This window comes from Streptomyces sp. NBC_01446, assembly GCF_026340095.1.
Classification (GTDB): domain Bacteria; phylum Actinomycetota; class Actinomycetes; order Streptomycetales; family Streptomycetaceae; genus Streptomyces; species Streptomyces aureus.
Genome location: NZ_JAPEPO010000001.1, coordinates 3,046,899 through 3,064,568, shown reverse-complemented (window position 1 = coordinate 3,064,568; position 17,670 = coordinate 3,046,899). Strand labels below are relative to the sequence as shown.

Annotated in this window: 17 protein-coding genes and 1 pseudogene; 7 read left to right on the top strand and 11 right to left on the bottom strand. The window is 70.4% G+C overall.

Going from position 1 to position 17,670, the window contains the following annotated elements:
• Positions 1–96: 96 nt before the first annotated feature.
• Positions 97–1,416 carry a cytochrome P450 gene (locus OG456_RS13555; protein WP_266560658.1) on the bottom strand — a complete coding sequence of 440 codons (1,320 nt, stop codon included), beginning with the start codon at positions 1,414–1,416 and terminating at the stop codon, positions 97–99.
• A gap of 346 nt (positions 1,417–1,762) precedes the next feature.
• Between OG456_RS13555 and OG456_RS13550 the strand changes: the two genes are divergently transcribed.
• Positions 1,763–2,551, top strand: a complete 789-nt coding sequence (locus OG456_RS13550; RefSeq protein WP_266560656.1) for a class I SAM-dependent methyltransferase — start codon at positions 1,763–1,765, stop codon at positions 2,549–2,551.
• Positions 2,552–2,824: 273 nt separating this feature from the next.
• Here OG456_RS13550 and OG456_RS13545 read toward each other — a convergent pair whose 3' ends face one another.
• Positions 2,825–3,160: a DUF192 domain-containing protein gene (locus OG456_RS13545; RefSeq protein ID WP_266560654.1), complete on the bottom strand. Its 336-nt coding sequence runs from the start codon at positions 3,158–3,160 to the stop codon at positions 2,825–2,827.
• Positions 3,161–3,494: 334 nt separating this feature from the next.
• Between OG456_RS13545 and OG456_RS13540 the strand changes: the two genes are divergently transcribed.
• Positions 3,495–4,013, top strand: a complete 519-nt coding sequence (locus OG456_RS13540; protein ID WP_266560652.1) for a hypothetical protein — start codon at positions 3,495–3,497, stop codon at positions 4,011–4,013.
• 49 nt (positions 4,014–4,062) lie between these two features.
• On the opposite strand, the gene mgrA is transcribed toward OG456_RS13540, so the two are convergent.
• Complete coding sequence (gene mgrA, locus OG456_RS13535; RefSeq protein ID WP_266560650.1) at positions 4,063–5,103, bottom strand: L-glyceraldehyde 3-phosphate reductase; 1,041 nt, start codon at positions 5,101–5,103, stop codon at positions 4,063–4,065.
• A 133-nt stretch (positions 5,104–5,236) separates the two neighbouring features.
• On the opposite strand from mgrA, the gene OG456_RS13530 reads away from it, so the two are divergent.
• The 4 genes from OG456_RS13530 (at position 5,237) to OG456_RS13515 (ending at position 10,327) form a co-directional block, all read left to right on the top strand.
• The gene (locus tag OG456_RS13530) at positions 5,237–5,998 is read left to right on the top strand and encodes an isoprenyl transferase (RefSeq protein WP_116510472.1); all 762 of its coding nucleotides are present in this window, start codon (positions 5,237–5,239) and stop codon (positions 5,996–5,998) included.
• 320 nt (positions 5,999–6,318) lie between these two features.
• Entirely contained in the window at positions 6,319–7,638 is a 1,320-nt protein-coding gene (locus OG456_RS13525) for a PhoH family protein (protein WP_100598186.1), read from the top strand.
• Positions 7,639–8,047: 409 nt separating this feature from the next.
• Positions 8,048–8,779 (top strand): lytic transglycosylase domain-containing protein, encoded by a 732-nt coding sequence (locus OG456_RS13520; RefSeq protein WP_266560643.1) that lies wholly within the window; start codon positions 8,048–8,050, stop codon positions 8,777–8,779.
• A gap of 147 nt (positions 8,780–8,926) precedes the next feature.
• Positions 8,927–10,327 carry an AI-2E family transporter gene (locus tag OG456_RS13515; protein WP_266560641.1) on the top strand — a complete coding sequence of 467 codons (1,401 nt, stop codon included), beginning with the start codon at positions 8,927–8,929 and terminating at the stop codon, positions 10,325–10,327.
• A 95-nt stretch (positions 10,328–10,422) separates the two neighbouring features.
• Here the strand turns inward: OG456_RS13515 and OG456_RS13510 are convergent, their stop codons facing one another.
• Positions 10,423–10,953 (bottom strand): alkyl hydroperoxide reductase, encoded by a 531-nt coding sequence (locus OG456_RS13510; RefSeq protein ID WP_227297019.1) that lies wholly within the window; start codon positions 10,951–10,953, stop codon positions 10,423–10,425.
• Positions 10,954–10,959: 6 nt separating this feature from the next.
• Positions 10,960–11,514, bottom strand: a complete 555-nt coding sequence (locus tag OG456_RS13505; protein WP_100598182.1) for a peroxiredoxin — start codon at positions 11,512–11,514, stop codon at positions 10,960–10,962.
• A gap of 162 nt (positions 11,515–11,676) precedes the next feature.
• Here OG456_RS13505 and OG456_RS13500 point away from each other — a divergent pair, with 162 nt between their 5' ends.
• Entirely contained in the window at positions 11,677–12,612 is a 936-nt protein-coding gene (locus OG456_RS13500; protein WP_266560631.1) for a LysR substrate-binding domain-containing protein, read from the top strand.
• A gap of 38 nt (positions 12,613–12,650) precedes the next feature.
• Here the strand turns inward: OG456_RS13500 and OG456_RS13495 are convergent, their stop codons facing one another.
• The 6 genes and pseudogenes from OG456_RS13495 to OG456_RS13470 form a co-directional block, all read right to left on the bottom strand.
• Positions 12,651–15,056 (bottom strand): FtsX-like permease family protein, encoded by a 2,406-nt coding sequence (locus tag OG456_RS13495; RefSeq protein WP_266560629.1) that lies wholly within the window; start codon positions 15,054–15,056, stop codon positions 12,651–12,653.
• Positions 15,053–15,739 carry an ABC transporter ATP-binding protein gene (locus OG456_RS13490; protein WP_266560627.1) on the bottom strand — a complete coding sequence of 229 codons (687 nt, stop codon included), beginning with the start codon at positions 15,737–15,739 and terminating at the stop codon, positions 15,053–15,055. Before OG456_RS13490 ends, OG456_RS13495 begins: the two co-directional genes overlap by 4 nt.
• Complete coding sequence (locus OG456_RS13485) at positions 15,736–16,263, bottom strand: PadR family transcriptional regulator (protein WP_266560625.1); 528 nt, start codon at positions 16,261–16,263, stop codon at positions 15,736–15,738. Before OG456_RS13485 ends, OG456_RS13490 begins: the two co-directional genes overlap by 4 nt.
• Positions 16,264–16,376: 113 nt before the next feature.
• The gene (locus tag OG456_RS13480; protein WP_266569205.1) at positions 16,377–16,571 is read right to left on the bottom strand and encodes a hypothetical protein; all 195 of its coding nucleotides are present in this window, start codon (positions 16,569–16,571) and stop codon (positions 16,377–16,379) included.
• A gap of 81 nt (positions 16,572–16,652) precedes the next feature.
• A pseudogene (locus OG456_RS13475) lies at positions 16,653–16,892 on the bottom strand (SPFH domain-containing protein); the annotation flags it as partial.
• A 4-nt stretch (positions 16,893–16,896) separates the two neighbouring features.
• On the bottom strand, positions 16,897–17,532 hold the full coding sequence (locus OG456_RS13470; protein WP_266560623.1) for a Uma2 family endonuclease: 636 nt from the start codon (positions 17,530–17,532) through the stop codon (positions 16,897–16,899).
• Positions 17,533–17,670: the final 138 nt, after the last annotated feature.

Genomic DNA, 17,670 nt, shown 5'->3' with positions numbered 1-17,670 from the left:
TCCAGTCAGGGCGCGAGGGTGTGCTGACTTCGGACCGGCTTGCCGCCGTCCGATCGGCGTCGGAAGCACAGTGGCGTGCTGGGGCTGGACCGTGCTTCAGGCCACGTAGACCGGCAGTGAGTCCACCCCGTACACGATCGACAGCTTGCGGAACTCCAGGTCCCGGGGCTCTACGGCGAGCTTCAACTCAGGGAAGCGGCGGACCAGTTGGGGGAAGGCCGCGCGGAGTTCCATCTTGCCGAGTTCGGCGCCGATGCAGCGGTGGATGCCGTAGCCGAACGCGAGGTGGGAGCCGGTGACCTGGCGGGACGGGTCGAAGCGGTCCATGTCCTCGCCGAGGCGCGCGTCGCGGTCGGCGGCGCTGAGGGAGACGAGGACTATGTCTCCGCCGGATATCTGGACCCCGCCGATCTCGACGTCCTCGCGCGCGAAGCGCGGGAACGCGGTCTGGACGACGGTCAGATGGCGCAGCAACTCGTCGACGAAGGGCGCGGCGACGGCCTCCGGGTCCTCCGCGTCGCGCAGCGCGGTGAAGTGCTCGGGGTTCTGGAGCAGGATGAGCGTGCCGAGCGCCAGCATGCTCGCGGTGGTCTCCAGGCCGCCGGTGAGGACGCCGTCGGCGAGGCCCGTGAGCTCCTCGTCGGTGATGGAGTCGCCGTATTCGCGTACGAGCATGCCGAGGAGGCCGTCGCCGGGGTTGCGGCGCTGCTCGGCGACGATCCCGCGCAGGTAGTCGAGGGACTGCGACACGGCGCTGAACGACGCGCCCGCGCCGCCGAACACGTCGAAGCGGGCCACGGAGAACTGCTGGAAGTCGTCCCGGTCCTCATAGGGGACGCCGAGCAGTTCGCAGATCACCAGCGCGGGCACCGGCATCGCGAAGTGCTCGACGAGGTCCACGGCACCGTCGCCGTCCGCCGCCTTCGCGAGGTCGGCGAGGCGCTCCTCGACGATGGCGTGGATACGGGGCGTGAGCCGGGAGAGCCGGCGCATCGTGAACTCCGGCGTGAGCATCTTCCGTAGCCGGGTGTGGTCCGGCGGGTCGGTGAAGCCGAGTCCGCCCGGGTTCTGGTCGTCGGTGACACCGGTGTTGCCGACCAGGTTCCGGAAGTCGTTGCTGAAGGCGGACCCGTGGCCCAGTACCGCCTTCGCCTCGTCGTAGCCGGTGACCAGCCAGACCGTCATGCCGGGGATGGGCAGCCGGCTGACGGGCTCACGGTCGCGGAGCTCGCCGATCTCGGCCACGGGGTCGAGGCCCTCGCGGCGCAGCGGAAGGAGCGCCGCGTCGGGCAGCTTCGAGAGGACGGAGAGGTCGAGGCCGCCCTTCTTCCGGAGCCGGGCGAAGTAGAGGCGGGTGAGCCAGGCCGCTATCGCTGAACGGGCAGAACGAACGGAGCGGAGGGAACGATCGGACATGTGCTCGCATTTCGGCGCGGGACGGACGGTGCCGTTACCTGTGTCGGGCAGCGGTGCCCGGAGCGGATCCGCCCAGGGTACGTGGAGAACCCCCGTAGGCCGAGGGCGGGCGGACGGTGACCTCCCCCGCCCACTTCAGCGGGCAGGCTCCGTGAACCGGGCGGGAGTTCGGTCAGACCCCGGCGTCGATCACGCGGCAGTCGCCCGGCGAATCATCCACCGGCCCGCGACGATCACGCGCCCGCCTTCCCGCGATCCAGCGACCGGCGCCCGGCCATCACCCCTCCCGCACGGTCAGTGCAAAAAGCACGTGCCGTCGCGGGAACGCCGCTGCGAACATGGCCCCATGAGCACACCCCCGACCCACGCCGGCCGCCCCTTCGACGAGCTCCTCGCGGAGGCGGCCGCCGTCCCCGTGGAGGGCTGGGACTTCTCGTGGTTCGACGGCCGGGCCACCGAGGAGCGGCCCTCCTGGGGGTATGCGCGTGCTATGGGCGAGCGCATGGGCCGGGCCTCGGCCGGGCTCGACCTCCAGACCGGCGGCGGTGAGGTACTGGCCTCCGCCCCGAAGCTGCCCCCGCTGATCGCCGCCACCGAGGGCTGGCCGCCCAACGTCGCCCAGGCCTCCGCGCTGCTCGCCCCGCGCGGTGTCGTGGTCGTCTCCTCGCCGGAGGGCGCGCCGCTGCCGTTCGCCGACGGCACGTTCGACCTGGTGACCAGCCGCCACCCGGTGAAGGCCCCGTTCGCCGAGATCGCCCGGGTGCTGACGCCCGGCGGTACGTACTTCGCGCAGCACGTCGGCCCGAGCAGCGTCTTCGAGGTCGTCGAGTTCTTCCTCGGCCCGCAGCCGGAAGAGGTCAGGAACGGCCGTGACCCGGAGGCCGAGCGCGCCGAGGCCGAGGCGGCCGGCCTCGATGTCGTCGACCTGCGCGCGGAGCGTCTGCGCATCGAGTTCTACGACGTCGGGGCCGTCGTCCACTTCCTGCGCAAGGTGATCTGGATGGTCCCGGGCTTCACCGTCGAGGCGTACCGGCCGCGCCTCCTTGAGCTGCATGAACGGATCGCGAAGGAAGGGCCGTTCGTCGCCCACAGCACCCGCCACCTGATCGAGGCCCGCAAGCCGATCGCCGGCTGATTCACGGCAATTGGTGTGCAAGCGGGAGGAGTTCGCCGGGTCTTTTCCGGAGGTCCGCCGTCCAACCGATTCCGCATCGTTATCGACAATGGCTCGCTACACGTGTCACCGTCACGTAGGTTCAGACCAAGGCAATTCGCGCGAGCAAAGCTGCGCGGCGGTACCGTGCAGTGGAGGGGGCTGCGCGGTGCCGCGTGCCTTTCCGTCATCTACGGTCACCGGATCGCCGGCGATCAGCGGACCGTCCCGCGAGACGCGAGACGCGAGACGCCGTCACCACCCCAGGACCGTCACCCGCACCCCCCGCCGCACTCCCCACCGCGCCATCGCCCCCGCCTCGGACTCCAGGACACGCCGGGCGCGCAACCGGGGGAGCCCGATCCGCCCCGGCCGCATCGTCCGCACGGCGAGCACCGTGCCGCGCCGGTCCAGATACGCCACATCTATGGCGAAGCGCATCCCCAGGGTGTGGACACTCGACGACGACGTCAGCAGGAGCGCGCCGCTCACCCCGTCCCGGCCGAGGAGGCCACGTCGCCGCGCCGGTCCCGACTCCGCGATTTCCAGTGGTAGTTCGGCCGCGAGTCCCGGAACGGTGAAGGTCGCCATGAGGGCGCAGCCAACCTCCGGGCCGCTGTGGGGTCAAGCGCGCGTTCGTCACCCGACTAGCCCATGAGAGGGACGCCGCGGGTGGGCCACAAGCCGGGAAAACCATTGCGAAACCCCGCCCGAACCGGCCGGAAACAGACGTCCAGCCGTCGTCGGGCGACTTCGGAGAGTAGTTATGGCGCGCCGATGGACCCACCATCACTTACGAAGGGTTATGGTGGAAACCCCCCCTCGGGCCGGTCCGTCTCCCCCCCACGGACCGGCCCGTTTTTTGTCTCCGACCGGGCCGCGCGTGCGCCCCCCGGGTCACGGCGCCGCGATTAGAGTCCCCGGCATGCCGAACGACTTTCCGCGCCAGGCGCCGCCCACCGCTCCCGGTCCGTACGGAGGCCCGGGTCAGCACGGCGCTCCCGTCCCCTACATCCCCGGCCCCTCCAACGCGCCCGGACCGTACGGGACGAACCCGCAGTTCGCCCTCGCGCCGCCCCTGAGCATGCCGTCCTCGCTCCGCGCCGCCCGGACGACCACGTACGTGATGGTCGGCCTCGCACTGCTCGCCTCTGTGGCGGTCGGCGTGACGGAGGGGACGCGGGGCGCCGGCGCCGCGTTCGGCGGGAACATCTTCGGCGTCGCGCTGCTGGTCCTCGCCTGCTTCTACGGGAGGGCGGGACGTGGGCTGCGCGTCACGTCGATCGTCATCGCGAGCGTGCAGATCCTGCTCGGCCTGAGCGCGACGATGCGCGGCAACATCGGCGGGCCCATCGCGCTGGTCGGAGCGGTCGTCATGGTCGTCCTGCTCGGTCAGGCGAGCTCGGGTGCGTGGTTCCGCAGGCCGCGTACCCCCGGCGCCTAGGGGGAGTCCTGGCGCGAGGGCCGCGGCCCGCGGAACGGAACGGGCGGGGTCAGCTCCGCCCGGCCCAGATGTTCGTGCCCGGGGTCGACACCGCGAACGAGTCGATTTCGGACAGCTCTTCGTCGGTGAGCTTCGGGCCCGCCAGCGCCGCCACGTTCTCCTCGAGCTGCCGGACGCTTGAGGCGCCGATCAGGGCCGACGTCATCCGCTCGTCCCGCAGCACCCAGTTGAGCGCGAGCTGCGCCAGGGACTGGCCGCGGCGCTGAGCGATGTCGTTCAGACCGTTCAGCCGGCGGATGACCTCGGAGTCGCCCGCGAGACCCGGGTCGAGGGACTTGCCCTGCGTGGCGCGCGACCCCTCCGGGATGCCCTTCAGGTACTTGTCCGTCAGCAGGCCCTGCGCGAGCGGCACGAAGGAGATGCAGCCCATCCCGGCCGTCTCCAGCGTGTCGAGCAGGCCGTCGTCCTCGGTCCAGCGGTTGATCATCGAGTACGAGGGCTGGTGGATGAGCGCCGGGACACCCATCTCCTTCAGCAGGCGCGCCGCCTCGGCGGTCTGCTCGCTGTTGTAGGAGGACACACCCACGTACAGCGCCTTGCCCTGCTGCACGGCGGACGCGAGCGCGCCCATCGTCTCCTCGAGCGGGGTGTCCGGGTCGAAGCGGTGGGAGTAGAAGATGTCGACGTAGTCGAGGCCCATCCGTGACAGGGACGCGTCGAGGGACGACAGCAGGTACTTGCGGCTGCCCCACTCCCCGTACGGGCCCGGGTGCATGAGATAGCCCGCCTTGGTCGAAATGACCAGCTCGTCCCGGTACGGGGCGAAGTCCTGGGCGAACATCTTGCCGAAGTTCAGCTCGGCGGAGCCGGCGGGCGGCCCGTAGTTGTTCGCCAGGTCGAAGTGGGTGACACCGATGTCAAAAGCGCGGCGGAGGATCTCCCGCTGCGAGTCGAGGGTGCGGTCGTCACCGAAGTTGTGCCACAGGCCGAGCGAGATCGCGGGCAGCTTGAGACCGCTGCGGCCGGTGCGCCGGTACTCCATCGAGTCGTAGCGGTCCCCGGCGGCGCGGTAGGAAGACGTGTCGTTCATGGGTACGAAGCTACGTCAGAGCACCGACAGTCCACAGTGCCGGAGCACAGACACCCCACAGTGAGGGCGAGGCCTCACAGCGGTAGGCTTTCGCCCTCGGGGACTGCCGTCTGCACGGAGGGGCTGAAAGACAGTGAACCTGCGCGACCTGGTGTACGGACTTTACGCACGCCGGGTGGAAGGCCGTCTCGACCACGATCAGGTGCCCAAACACATCGGGGTCATCCTCGACGGGAACAGGCGCTGGGCGAAGGCCTCCGGTGGCACTGCGGCGCAGGGCCACCAGGCCGGCGCGTACAAGATCGAGGAGTTCCTCGGCTGGTGTGCCGAGACGGACGTCGAGGTCGTCACCCTCTGGATGCTGTCGACGGACAACTTCGACCGTCCCGAGGAGGAGCTGCGGCCGCTCCTCGGCATCATCGAGGAGACCGTCCGCAGCCTCGCCGTCGACGGCCGCTGGCGCGTCCACCACGTCGGCACCCTCGACCTCCTCCCCGCCCGCACCCAGACCGTCCTCAAGGAGGCCGAGCAGGCCACCGCCGACAACACGGGAATACTCGTGAACGTCGCGGTCGGCTACGGCGGCCGCCAGGAGATCGCCGACGCGGTGCGCTCCCTGCTGCTGGACCACGCGGACAAGGGCACCGCCCTGGAGGAGATCGCCGAGAGCGTCGACATCGACCAGATCTCGAAGCACCTCTACACCAGCGGGCAGCCCGACCCCGACCTCGTCATCCGCACGAGCGGCGAGCAGCGCCTGTCCGGATTCATGCTGTGGCAGTCGGCCCATTCCGAGTACTACTTCTGCGAAGTTTTCTGGCCCGCCTTCCGCAAGGTGGACTTTCTGCGCGCCCTGCGCGACTACGCCGCCCGTCACCGGCGTTACGGCGGCTGACCTCGGGGACGTACGTCACCAGGAGTTAACACGCGCGCCGTCATATGCCGTGGCATGGCCGCGCGTGTTCGAGGGAATAAGCCTTCCAGGTCGATGTCCGATTCACGGACGTCGAGTCTCAGCGGACGGCACGGGGCTGTCCGCCCGGGAGGCCCTTTGCGCCAGGACGACCACGCGGAGAGCACGCGCTCCGCTGGAGAGGCTGGGGGCCGGTCCACGGCCCACGCATCGCGGCCGTCGACCGGCGGGTACGACCCGCCCCGCCCGGCCCGGGATCCCTCTGTCGCTCCCCGACCTCATCCGAGGGGGTACGTCCTTCCGTGGTGACCAGCAACAAGCGCCAGCCCGACCGGCGCACTTATGTTCTCGACACCAGCGTCCTGCTGGCCGACCCGAACGCCCTGACCAGGTTCGACGAGCACGAAGTGGTGCTCCCGATCGTCGTGGTCACGGAACTGGAGGCCAAGCGGCACCATCCGGAGCTCGGATACTTCGCCCGGCAGGCCCTGCGCCTGCTCGACGACTTCCGTATCCGCCACGGACGCCTGGACGCCCCGATCCCCATCGGTGATCTGGGCGGGACCCTGCGCGTCGAGCTCAACCACTCGGATCCGGGCGTTCTCCCGGCGGGTTACCGCCTGGGGGACAACGACTCCCGCATCCTCGCCGTCGCCCGCAACCTCCAGGCCGAGGGGTACGACGTCACCGTCGTCTCCAAGGACCTGCCGCTGCGCATCAAGGCGTCGTCGGTCGGCCTGCTCGCCGAGGAGTACCGCGCCGAGCTCGCCATCACGGACTCCGGCTGGACCGGGATGTCCGAGCTGCGGCTCTCCGGTGAGCAGGTGGACCTCCTCTTCGAGGAGGAGAGCCTGTACGTACCGGAGGCGGCGGAGCTGCCCGTCCACACCGGCCTCACCATCCAGTCCGAGCGCGGCAAGGCGCTCGGCAGGATCACGGCCGAGGGCAACGTCCGTCTGGTGCGTGGCGACCGTGAGGCGTTCGGCATCAAGGGACGCAGCGCCGAGCAGCGCATCGCGCTCGATCTGCTCCTCGACCCGGACATCGGGATCCTGTCGATGGGCGGCCGGGCCGGCACCGGCAAGTCGGCGCTCGCGCTCTGCGCTGGCCTCGAAGCGGTGCTCGAACGGCGCCAGCACCAGAAGGTGATGGTCTTCCGTCCGCTGTACGCGGTGGGCGGCCAGGAGCTCGGCTATCTGCCCGGCACCGAGGCCGAGAAGATGGGGCCGTGGGCGCAGGCGGTCTTCGACACGCTCGGGTCCGTCGCCGGCAAGGCCGTCATCGAGGAGGTCACCGCGCGGGGGATGCTGGAGGTCCTGCCCCTGACCCACATCCGCGGCCGCTCCCTGCACGACGCGTTCGTGATCGTGGACGAGGCCCAATCCCTCGAACGGAACGTCCTTTTGACCGTTCTGTCGAGGATCGGGGCGAATTCACGGGTTGTGCTCACGCACGACGTGGCGCAGCGCGACAACCTCCGGGTCGGCCGGTACGACGGCGTGGTCGCCGTCGTCGAAAAGCTGAAGGGACACCCGCTGTTCGCGCACGTCACACTCACGCGGTCGGAGCGTTCACAGATCGCCGCCCTGGTCACCGAGATGCTGGAGGACGGCCCCTTGTGAGGAGAGAGCGTGTGAAGCGCCCCGTCTTGTAGGGGTTACCCGGTAGTTGGCGCCGCCCGGCGAAGCGCAGGAGCTTAGCCGGGCGGCGTTGTGCCGTGCGCTTGTTTCCGTGAAACCGCTGGGGCAAACGAGGTGTGAGCTTTCCCACTTGGATGAGAATTGCCTTGAGGCAACCGCGTCCGGCAGAGTCTCAGTCCTGTCAGGCCCCGCATACGACACTTGTGCATCCACAGCATGAAGAGCACCACGAACACCAGAACTTCACAGAGGCCGTCGTATGCCGCCCGAGCACCACGCGGCGCTCCCGTAGCGGGAGTTGCCCACCGGGCCCGTGTCTCCCGTGACCCCGCAGTTGGGAGGCCAGCGCCAGGGGCACGATTGCGTCCGCGAGGGTCACCTACAGCGGGCGATGCTGGAAGGAAACCGTGTGAGCCGGATTTCGGTCCGGGGATTCGCAGTGGCTTCGGCCACCGCGGTCACCACAGTCGGCGCAGTCGTGGGTGTTGCCTCGGGCAGCACCGCTCAGCCCTCCACCAACGAGGCTGAGGCCACGGCGAGCGACGCGACCCTCCTCGCCGACATACCCGCGGGCCAGCAGGCCCAGGTGCAGACCGCCTCTCTGACGCAGCAGGCGGAGACGCAGGCCATCGCCGCGGACAACGCCGCTCAGAAGTCGGCGGAGGAAGCAGCCCGTAAGAAGGCCGCCGAGGACGCCGTCGCCAAGCAGAAGGCCGCCGCCGACGCCAAGGAGAAGGCGGAGAAGGAGGCCAAGGAGCGCGCGGAGGCCAAGAAGGTCGCCAGCCGCTCGGCCACCCGCGACGCCTCCAGCTTCGCCACGCAGGCCTCTTACTCGGCGTCGCAGATCCAGGCGATGGCGCGTCAGATGGTGCCCGCCGGGCAGTTCCAGTGCTTCAGCAACATCGTGGACCACGAGTCCAGCTGGAACTACCGGGCGACCAACGCCTCCTCCGGTGCCTACGGTCTCTTCCAGGCGCTGCCCGCGTCCAAGTACTCCACCGCGGGCGCCGACTGGCAGACCAACCCGGCCACCCAGATCAAGTGGGGCCTCAACTACATGGACAGCCGCTACGGCAGCCCGTGTGAGGCCTGGACCTTCTGGCAGGCCAACCACTGGTACTAGAAGCGGGTACAGCTTCGTGACGGGCCCTGGGCCCGTCAACCTTCCTGAGCCCCTCGCCGTCCTACGGTGAGGGGCTTCGGGCATGTACGGTCGGAGCCGACGACTCCCGGGGGAGTGGTGAGAGAGCACGGGGGAAGAGGGCGGATCATGTCGCGAGTTCCAGGATGGCTCGGCCGGCTCGGCCACGAGCTGAGCCGGATGGGGGAGCGGTTGGACGAACGCCGCGCCGAGGCCGAGCGTGACGACGGCGGGGACGACTCCGCCCAGGACTCCGCCCCGCACGCCTCTGATGCCGCTCGGGCACCCGCGCACATGGCCGCCGAAGCGTCCCAAGTGCCCGTCACCCGGCCGGAGAACGGCGGCGGCGACCACGTACCCCCGCCGCCCGCGTACGCGCCCGCGATAGCGGCCCGGCCCGACCCCGTCGCGGCCGTGCCGTGGGGGATGCGGGTCGCGGCCGAGGCCGGCTGGCGGCTGCTCGTCCTCGCGGGCACCCTCTGGGTCCTGATGAAGGTCATCAGCGCCGTGCAGCTGGTCGTGTACGCGTTCGTCGCCGCGATGCTCATCACCGCGCTCCTCCAGCCGACCGTGGCCCGCCTGAGGAGGCACGGTGTGCCGCGGGGCCTGGCCACCGCACTCACCGCGATCCTCGGCTTCGTCATCATGGGACTCGTCGGCTGGTTCGTCGTATGGCAGGTCCAGGAGAACATCGACAACCTCTCGGACCAGATCCAGGACGGCATCGACGAGCTGCGCAGATGGCTCCTCAACAGCCCGTTCCATGTGACCGAGAGTCAGATCAACGACATCGCCAAGTCCCTGCGCGACGCGGTCGGCGCCAACACCGACCAGATCACGTCCGCCGGCCTCGAAGGCGTGACCGTCATCGTCGAGGCCCTCACCGGCATCCTGCTCACGATGTTCTCGACGCTGTTCCTGCTCTACGACGGCCGGCGCATCTGGGAGTGGACCACCAGGCTCGTCCCGGCGCAGGCCCGTCCGGGCATCTCGGGTGCGGGCCCCCGCGCGTGGCGCACGCTCACCGCGTACGTGCGCGGCACGGTGATAGTCGCCCTGATCGACGCGATCTTCATCGGGCTCGGCATCTTCTTCCTCGGCGTCCCGATGGCGGTGCCGCTCGCCGTCTTCATCTTCCTGTTCGCGTTCATCCCGCTGGTGGGCGCGGTGATTTCGGGGGCGCTCGCGGTGGTGGTGGCCCTGGTGACCCAGGGCGTCTTCACGGCCGTCATGACGCTCGCGGTGGTACTGGCCGTGCAGCAGATCGAGGGCCACATCCTCCAGCCGTTCATCCTGGGCCGCGCCGTGCGGGTGCATCCGCTCGCGGTGGTGCTCTCCGTCGCGGCCGGGGGCCTGGTGAACGGGATCGGCGGTGCGGTGGTGGCGGTGCCGCTCGTGGCCGTCACGAACACGGTCGTCGGCTATCTGCGCGCGCACTCGCGAGAGGCGGCGCTACGGCAGGCGCCTTCGCCGCACGGGGCGACGATCATCGACGTGGCGCCCGTCGATCCGACGGCCGGGAAGACCTAGGGCCTTTCGTCCGGACACACGAGAACGCCGGGCGGGCTGAATTTCCTTCAGCCCGCCCGGCGTTCTCGTGTGCGGATACCGGGGTGATCCGTCCGTCAGGACAGGACATCCTCGGAGTCCAGGGTGACGCCCACGGCCTGGACGACCGCGGCGATCTTGAACGCTTCCTGGATCGTCTCGCGGTCGACGCCCGCCTTGCGCAGCACCTGCTCGTGCGAGTCGAGGCACTGGCCGCAGCCGTTGATCGCGGAGACCGCGAGGGACCACAGCTCGAAGTCGACCTTCTCGACCCCCGGGTTGCCGATGACGTTCATCCGCAGGCCGGCGCGCAGCGTCCCGTACTCCGGGTCGGAGAGCAGGTGGCGCGTGCGGTAGAAGACGTTGTTCATCGCCATGACGGCGGCGGCCGACTTGGCGGCCGTGTACGCCTCCGGCGACAGGTTCGCCTTCGCCTCCGGCTCCAGCTCGCGCAGGACGCGCGGGGAGCGGGACGCGATTGCGCAGGCGAGCACGGTGCCCCACAGCTGCTGCTGCGGCAGGTCGGAGTTGCCGATGACCGAGCCGAGGTTCAGGCGCAGGTCCTTGGCGTAGTCCGGGACGGCGGACTTGAGTTCGTCGAGAGCCATGTCAGATCACTCGCCCGACAGGAGCGCGACCGGGTCGAGGGTGTTCTCGCCCTTGGTCCAGTTGCACGGGCACAGCTCGTCGGTCTGCAGGGCGTCGAGGACCCGCAGGACCTCCTTGGGGTTACGGCCCACGGAACCGGCGGTCACCATCGTGAACTGGATCTCGTTGTTCTGGTCGACGATGAAGACGGCGCGCTGCGCGAAGCCGTCCTCGCCCTCGATGCCGAGGTCGCGCATGAGCTCATGCTTCGAGTCGGCGAGCATCGGGAAGGGCAGGTCGGTCAGGTCCGGGTGGTCCTTGCGCCAGGCGTGGTGCACGAACTCGGAGTCGCCGGAGAAGCCGAGGATCTGGGCGTCACGGTCGGCGAACTCGTCGTTCAGCTTGCCGAACGCGGCGATCTCGGTCGGGCACACGAAGGTGAAGTCCTTGGGCCACGCGAAGACGATCTTCCACTTGCCCTCGTAGGTCTTGTGGTCGATCTGCTCGAACTCCTTGCCCTTCTCCAGGGAGACACAGGCAGTCAGATCGAACTGGGGGAACTTGTCACCGACAGTGAGCACGCACTACTCCTTGCAGCATGGAGGGGCCCTTTTTGGGGGGCTTTCCAAGGGGGTTGGACTGGCCACGATCGTGGCACAGGGTGCATTGATTACGGAAATAGCTAGACTCGGTTGTGTTGATCGGAACCAGCTATCAGTAGCCGTAGGTAAAGGGGAGTGACCGTGGCCGGCATCAAGCGGCGACAGCCGAGCCTCGCGCAGTTGCGGGCCTTCGCCGCCGTCGCGGAGCATCTGCACTTCCGGGACGCGGCCGCTGCGATCGGCATGAGCCAGCCCGCGCTCTCCGGCGCCGTGTCCGCCCTGGAGGAGTCCCTCGGCGTGACCCTGCTCGAACGCACGACCCGCAAGGTGCTGCTCTCGCCCGCGGGTGAGCGTCTCGCGGTGCGCGCGAAGGCCGTGCTCGACGAGGTGGGCGCGCTGATGGAGGAGGCCGAGGCGGTGCGGGCGCCGTTCACGGGAGCGCTCCGGCTCGGCGTCATCCCCACCGTGGCGCCCTACCTCCTGCCGGCGGTCCTGCGCCTCGTCCACGAGAAGTACCCGGACCTGGACCTCCAGGTCCACGAGGAGCAGACGTCGTCCCTGCTGGAAGGGCTCGCGGCCGGGCGGCTCGATCTGCTGCTGCTCGCCGTGCCGCTCGGCATGCCCGGCGTCACCGAACTGCCCCTGTTCGACGAGGACTTCGTGCTCGTCACGCCGCTCGACCACTGGCTCGGGGGCCGGGAGGGCATCCCGCGCGAGGCGCTGCGCGAGCTGCGGCTCCTGCTGCTCGACGAGGGGCACTGCCTGCGCGACCAGGCGCTCGACATCTGTCGCGAGGCCGGCCGCGCGGACGCCCCGGTGACCACGACGGCCGCCGGCCTGTCCACGCTGGTCCAGCTCGTCGCGGGCGGGCTCGGCGTGACGCTGCTGCCGCGCACCGCGCTCGCCGTGGAGACCAGCCGCAGCAGCCAGTTGCTCACCGGGTTCTTCGAGGACCCGGCGCCGACCCGCCGCATCGCCCTCGCCATGCGGACGGGCGCCGCGCGCAGCGCGGAGTACGAGGAGCTGGCCGCGGCCCTGCGTGTGGCGGTGCGGCCGCTGCCGGTACGGGTGCTGTGACCTCGGGGGCGCGATAACTCCCGTACTGGCAGGGCGTGTTACTCGGTGCGCAGGCCGTCGGGCCGCATCATGCGCCACAGCGGTGGCAGGCTGAGGAGCGTCACCACCGCGACGAGCGCGGCGCCGCCCGCCGCCAGGGGCGCGAACACCCACCAGTCGGTGACCTGCTTGTCGATCATGCGGGTCATGACGTAGCCCAGGCCGAGCCCGCCCCCGATCGCCAGGCCGAGGCCGAGGGCGACCGGGATCGCCGTCTGCCACAGGACCGACCAGGCCATCGAACGGCGCCGTGTGCCGAACGCGGTCAGGGCCGCCAACAGCCGCTTGCGCTCCCGCAGTTGCTCCAGCGTGGAGACCAGCATGGACGCCGCGATCAGGGCCATCGTCGCGGCCGCGCCGATCTGCAGCCCCCGCGCGATGCTCGCGTACTGCTTGTCGCGGTTGGCCGCCTTGATCGACATCACGTCGAGCATCGGATCGATATGGGCCGCGGTGTTGCGCGTGTACTCCTCGGCGTCCGGCACCTTCGGGTCGATCTGCACCATGGCGGTGGTCGTGGCCTCGGTCAGCTTCGCGCTGTCGATCGCGCCGGGGGTGGCGAGGATGCCGTCGACCTTGTCGCCCGTCGGGCTGGGCCGCGCCCGGACCGTGCGGGCGTCCGCGGGCAGCGTCCACAGGATCTGGCTCGACTTCCTGCCGTCGCCGGGCCCTACGTCGACGGGTTTGCCCGGGCGCGCCGACTCGTCGACCCAGTCGTTCATCTTCCGGTCCCCGGTGTGCGAGACGAACGTGTCGCCGTCGCGGCAGCTGCCGACGCGGGCCAGCTCGCGCAGGGTCGCGCAGGTGCCGACGCTGATCGTCGTCGTGGGCTGGATCTCGCCCTCCGGGACCGGGCCGGGGCGCGTGGCGTACGTCGACACGGTGCCGATGACGCTCTGGACGCCCTTCGTGGCACGGAAGTCGTCGATCATCCGCTGCGCGAGCCTGCCGTCGCCGACCAGGGAACTCACGGTCAGCTGGGCGCGATGAGGGTCCTGGCCGGTCGCCCGGTTGAAGTCGTCGTGCATCGACGCGAACATCATCTGCAGGGCGATCGCGCCGGCCACCGCGATGGTGATGCCGCTGACCGCGCGGGCCGCGGTGCCGCTGCTCAACTGGAGCCGCCGCGTGGCCAGTTGCCACGGCACCGGGCCACCGCGCAGCCGGGCCACGACCGATTCGAGCAGCCAGGGAAGCAGCGTGCTCAGGCCGACCAGGGCCAGGGTCGCGCCGGTGGCGATGGCGTACGCGTTGATGTCCTGGTCGGTACTGCTGACCCGGCCGATGGCCAGGAGGACCCCGATGCCCGCGACGGGCAGGAGCAGCCGCCACCACAGGCGCCGCCTGCGCGGCACGCCGCCGCGCACGACACCGAGCGGCTCGATGGCCACCGAGCGCAGCGAGAGGACGGTGACGAGAACCGCCGAGAGCGGCACGGCCACGACGATCAGCGCGGCGAGCACCGGCACCGGCCGCACGTCGGACGGGAACGCGCTGACCTTGTCGAGGTCGACCACGGCGACCAGTTGCCGTACGGCGAGGAAGAACACGGCGCCGACGGCCAGGCCGAGCAGCGCCCCGAACAGGGACTCGCCCGCCGCGATCCGCCGCACCGCCCTGGTGTCCGCGCCGACCAGACGCAGCGCGGCCAGGCGCCGGTCGCGGCGGTCGCCGCCGAACCGCACCGCCGTACCGATGAACACGGCCACGGGCGTGAGCAGCACGACGCAGATCAGTACGACGAGCACCATCAGGAGCGCGTTCAGCGGCTCCGACATGTCGGAGCCGAACCTCGCCGCCCGGTAGCCGCCGTCGCGGGTCGTGAGGGCGTCGGATCCCGCGTAGTAGAAGAGCTCCCGCGGGGAGACCAGGCCGGCGTCGGCGATCGTTCCGGTGACGCGGTAGTCGCGGAAGCGCTCCTTGAGGAGCCTCGCGCCGGGGTCGTCGAGGAGATCGCGCAGCGCGGGCGAGACCACCATCTCGTGGTCGCCGGGCAGCTTGCCGAGGCCGGGCGGCAGGACGGGCCGGCCGCCCTCGGCGCGTACGAACCTGCCCTCCAGCGAGCGGTCGCGGAACGTCGTGAACGTGTCCCGCATCAGCACGGTCGTGTCGGACCGCTTGATCTTGCCCGCCAGGGTCATCCGGTCCGCGGCCTCGCGCGCCGAGGAGCGGTCGCTGCGGTGCTCGGTCAGATACGGCACGGACGCGGCGCCGAGCAGCAGCGCGACGCCGAGTCCCACGCCCACGGCGGTGAGGATCGTGCGGACCCAGCCCTCGCGCCCGCCGCCGGCCGCGAAGCGCATCCCCATGCCCAGATCGCGGAGCCAGGCGCGCACGCCGGTGGGCGCGGAGGCCTCCGCCGTGACCGCGGGCGCGGGCTGCGGCTTCGTACGCGTCACGCTCATGCGATGCGCTCCATGTCGCGGGACCTGCCGTCGCGGACGATGATCTCGCGGTCCGAGTAGGCGGCGACGCGGGCTTCGTGGGTGACGAGGACGACGGCGGCGTGGGTGGAGCGGGCGGCTTCGGTGAGCAGCTCCATGACGCGCTCGCCGTTGAGAGAGTCGAGGGCGCCGGTGGGTTCGTCGGCGAACAGGACGCGGGGGCCGGTGGCCAGGGCGCGGGCGACGGCGACGCGCTGGCCCTGGCCGCCGGAGACCTCGCCGGGGCGCTGGCCGGTGAGGTCATCGACCTCGAGGCGCTCCATCCAGGCTCGGGCGGTGGCCTCGGCGGCCTTGCGCTTGGCGCCGTTGAGGCGCAGGGGCAGGGCGACGTTCTCGAGGCAGGTGAGTTCGGGGACGAGCTGGCCGAACTGGAAGACGAAGCCGAAGTCGCTGCGGCGCAGGGCGCTGCGGGCGGCGTCGGACAGGGCGGCGAGGTTCTGTCCCGCGTAGGTGATGTCGCCTTCGTCGGGGGTGACGATGCCGGCGAGGCAGTGCAGGAGGGTCGACTTGCCGGAGCCGGAGGGGCCCATGACGGCGACGACCTCGCCGGGATGGACGGAGAACTCGGCGCCGTCGAGGGCCTTGGTGGCGCCGTAGGTCTTGTGGAGACCGTGGGCGGTCAGGAGGGAGCCGGCGGGGGTCATGGCTTGCGCACCTCCGCGGCGAGCTTGTCCAGGCGGGCGGCGGTGAGTTCGAGCCAGCGCAGGTCCGCTTCGAGGTGGAACAGGGCGTGGTCGCAGATGAGCTGGTCGGCGAGGTCGCCCTTGCGCTTGCGGTCGGTGAGGATGCGCATCATGCGCAGGTGCTCGGCGCGCTGGGTGTCCAGGACCGTGGCGGCGTCGCGCTCGGTGAGCAGCGCGAGGACGACCTTGGTGTAGAGGACGGACTGGAGGTAGGGCTCGGGCGCCTCGGGGGTGGCGAGCCAGCGCTGGACATCGGTGATGCCGGCGTCGGTGATGGCGTAGCGCTTGCGTTCCGGGCCGCCGCCGGCCTCGATCCCGTCGACCTCGACCAGGCCGTTCTTCAGGAGCCGGGACATGGTCGAGTAGACCTGTCCGTAGTGCAGCGGCTTGTCGTGCCCGAAGGTGGCGTCGAAGGTGCGCTTGAGGTCGTAGCCGTGCCGTGGGCCCGACTCGAGAAGTCCCAGAAGGGTGTGACCGATGGACATGGCGGCCACTATACATAGCGGGTATACGTAGTGTGTATAGCTGGTCGGGCGTGGGGTTCCGGGAGGACTTCGGGGGAAAGCGTGAACGGTCCGGGGCGCGTGCCCCGGACCGTTCACTCCGCCTCGCCCCCCGTGGATCCCTTGGGCGGCCGCCCCCGCCGCGGCAGCGGCCCCGCCGAGCCGGGCAGCCGCCCGGCCTCCGCGAGAGCGCGCCGCAGCAGGAACTCGATCTGCGCGTTCGTCGAGCGCAGGTCGTCCCCTGCCCACCGCGCGAGCGCGTCGTACACGAGCGGGTCGAGCCGCAGCAGTACCTGCTTGCGCTGTGGCCGCGACCGGCGTGCGGGCCCCTGTGGGGGTTCCTCGTGCGCCTCGTGCGCCTCGTCAGGGGCTTATTGGTAGAGCGTTCCCGTGTTCAGGACCGGCTGGGCGGCGCGGTCGCCGCACAGGACCACGAGCAGATTGCTGACCATGGCCGCCTTGCGCTCCTCGTCGAGGGCCACGAAGTCCTGCTCCGTGATCCGGGCGAGCGCGTCCTCGACCATGCTGACCGCGCCGTCCACGATGAGCCGCCGCGCCGCGACCACGGCGCCCGCCTGCTGACGCTGGAGCATGGCCGAGGCGATCTCGGGGCCCTCAGTGCTGTGGCGTGACCGTGGCGGCCGCCGAGAGGACCTCGGTCACGTCGAGCGTGACCTCGGCGCCGAGGGATTCCGGGAGCGTGACCTGCTGGCCGGGAGCGTGGAGGCGGTGGCTGCCGTATCCGTTCTCGATGGGCTCGGTCAGGACGTGCAGGCGGTTGTGCTTGCGGTCGACGATCACGTAGACCGGGACCTTCGCGTTGCCGTAGGCGACGACCTTGGTCTGGAGGTCGTTGTGGTAGTTGCCGGAGGTCACCTCGAGGACGAGGCGGAAGGACACCGGGTCATAGCAGTTGTGGTCGACCAGATGATCCTCGAAGTCCGCGTCGATGACGCAGAGGTCCGGAACGGCGAAGTCCTCGGGGCCGTCCGGCAGCCACAGGCCGACGCCTTCAAGGAGCTCTGTCTCGCCGCCGTCCAGGCCGGCCCCGGCGAACGGCCGCCTGAGGCGGGACAGGGCCCTCGCGTGGGCGCCGTCAGGGGGTGGGGTCACAGTGAGCACGCCTCCGAGGATCTCGACCCGATAGCCAGGAAGCTGATCCGTGAGCTTGTCGGCCTGCTCGAGCAGCGTCAGCGGACGAGGGGCCGACTGGGGCTCGGGGCACGTGTGCTCGACAGGTGCTGCGGTCATCTCGCGCCTCCCATGGACTGGTGCCGAGGTCATCATCGTAGGACGCGCGAACCCGTACCGTCTGGTGCGATCCGGTTCACACGATCGAGAATCACGCAACCATCCGAGCCCCTCGCTCGTCGGTTCCCATGGGGCAGG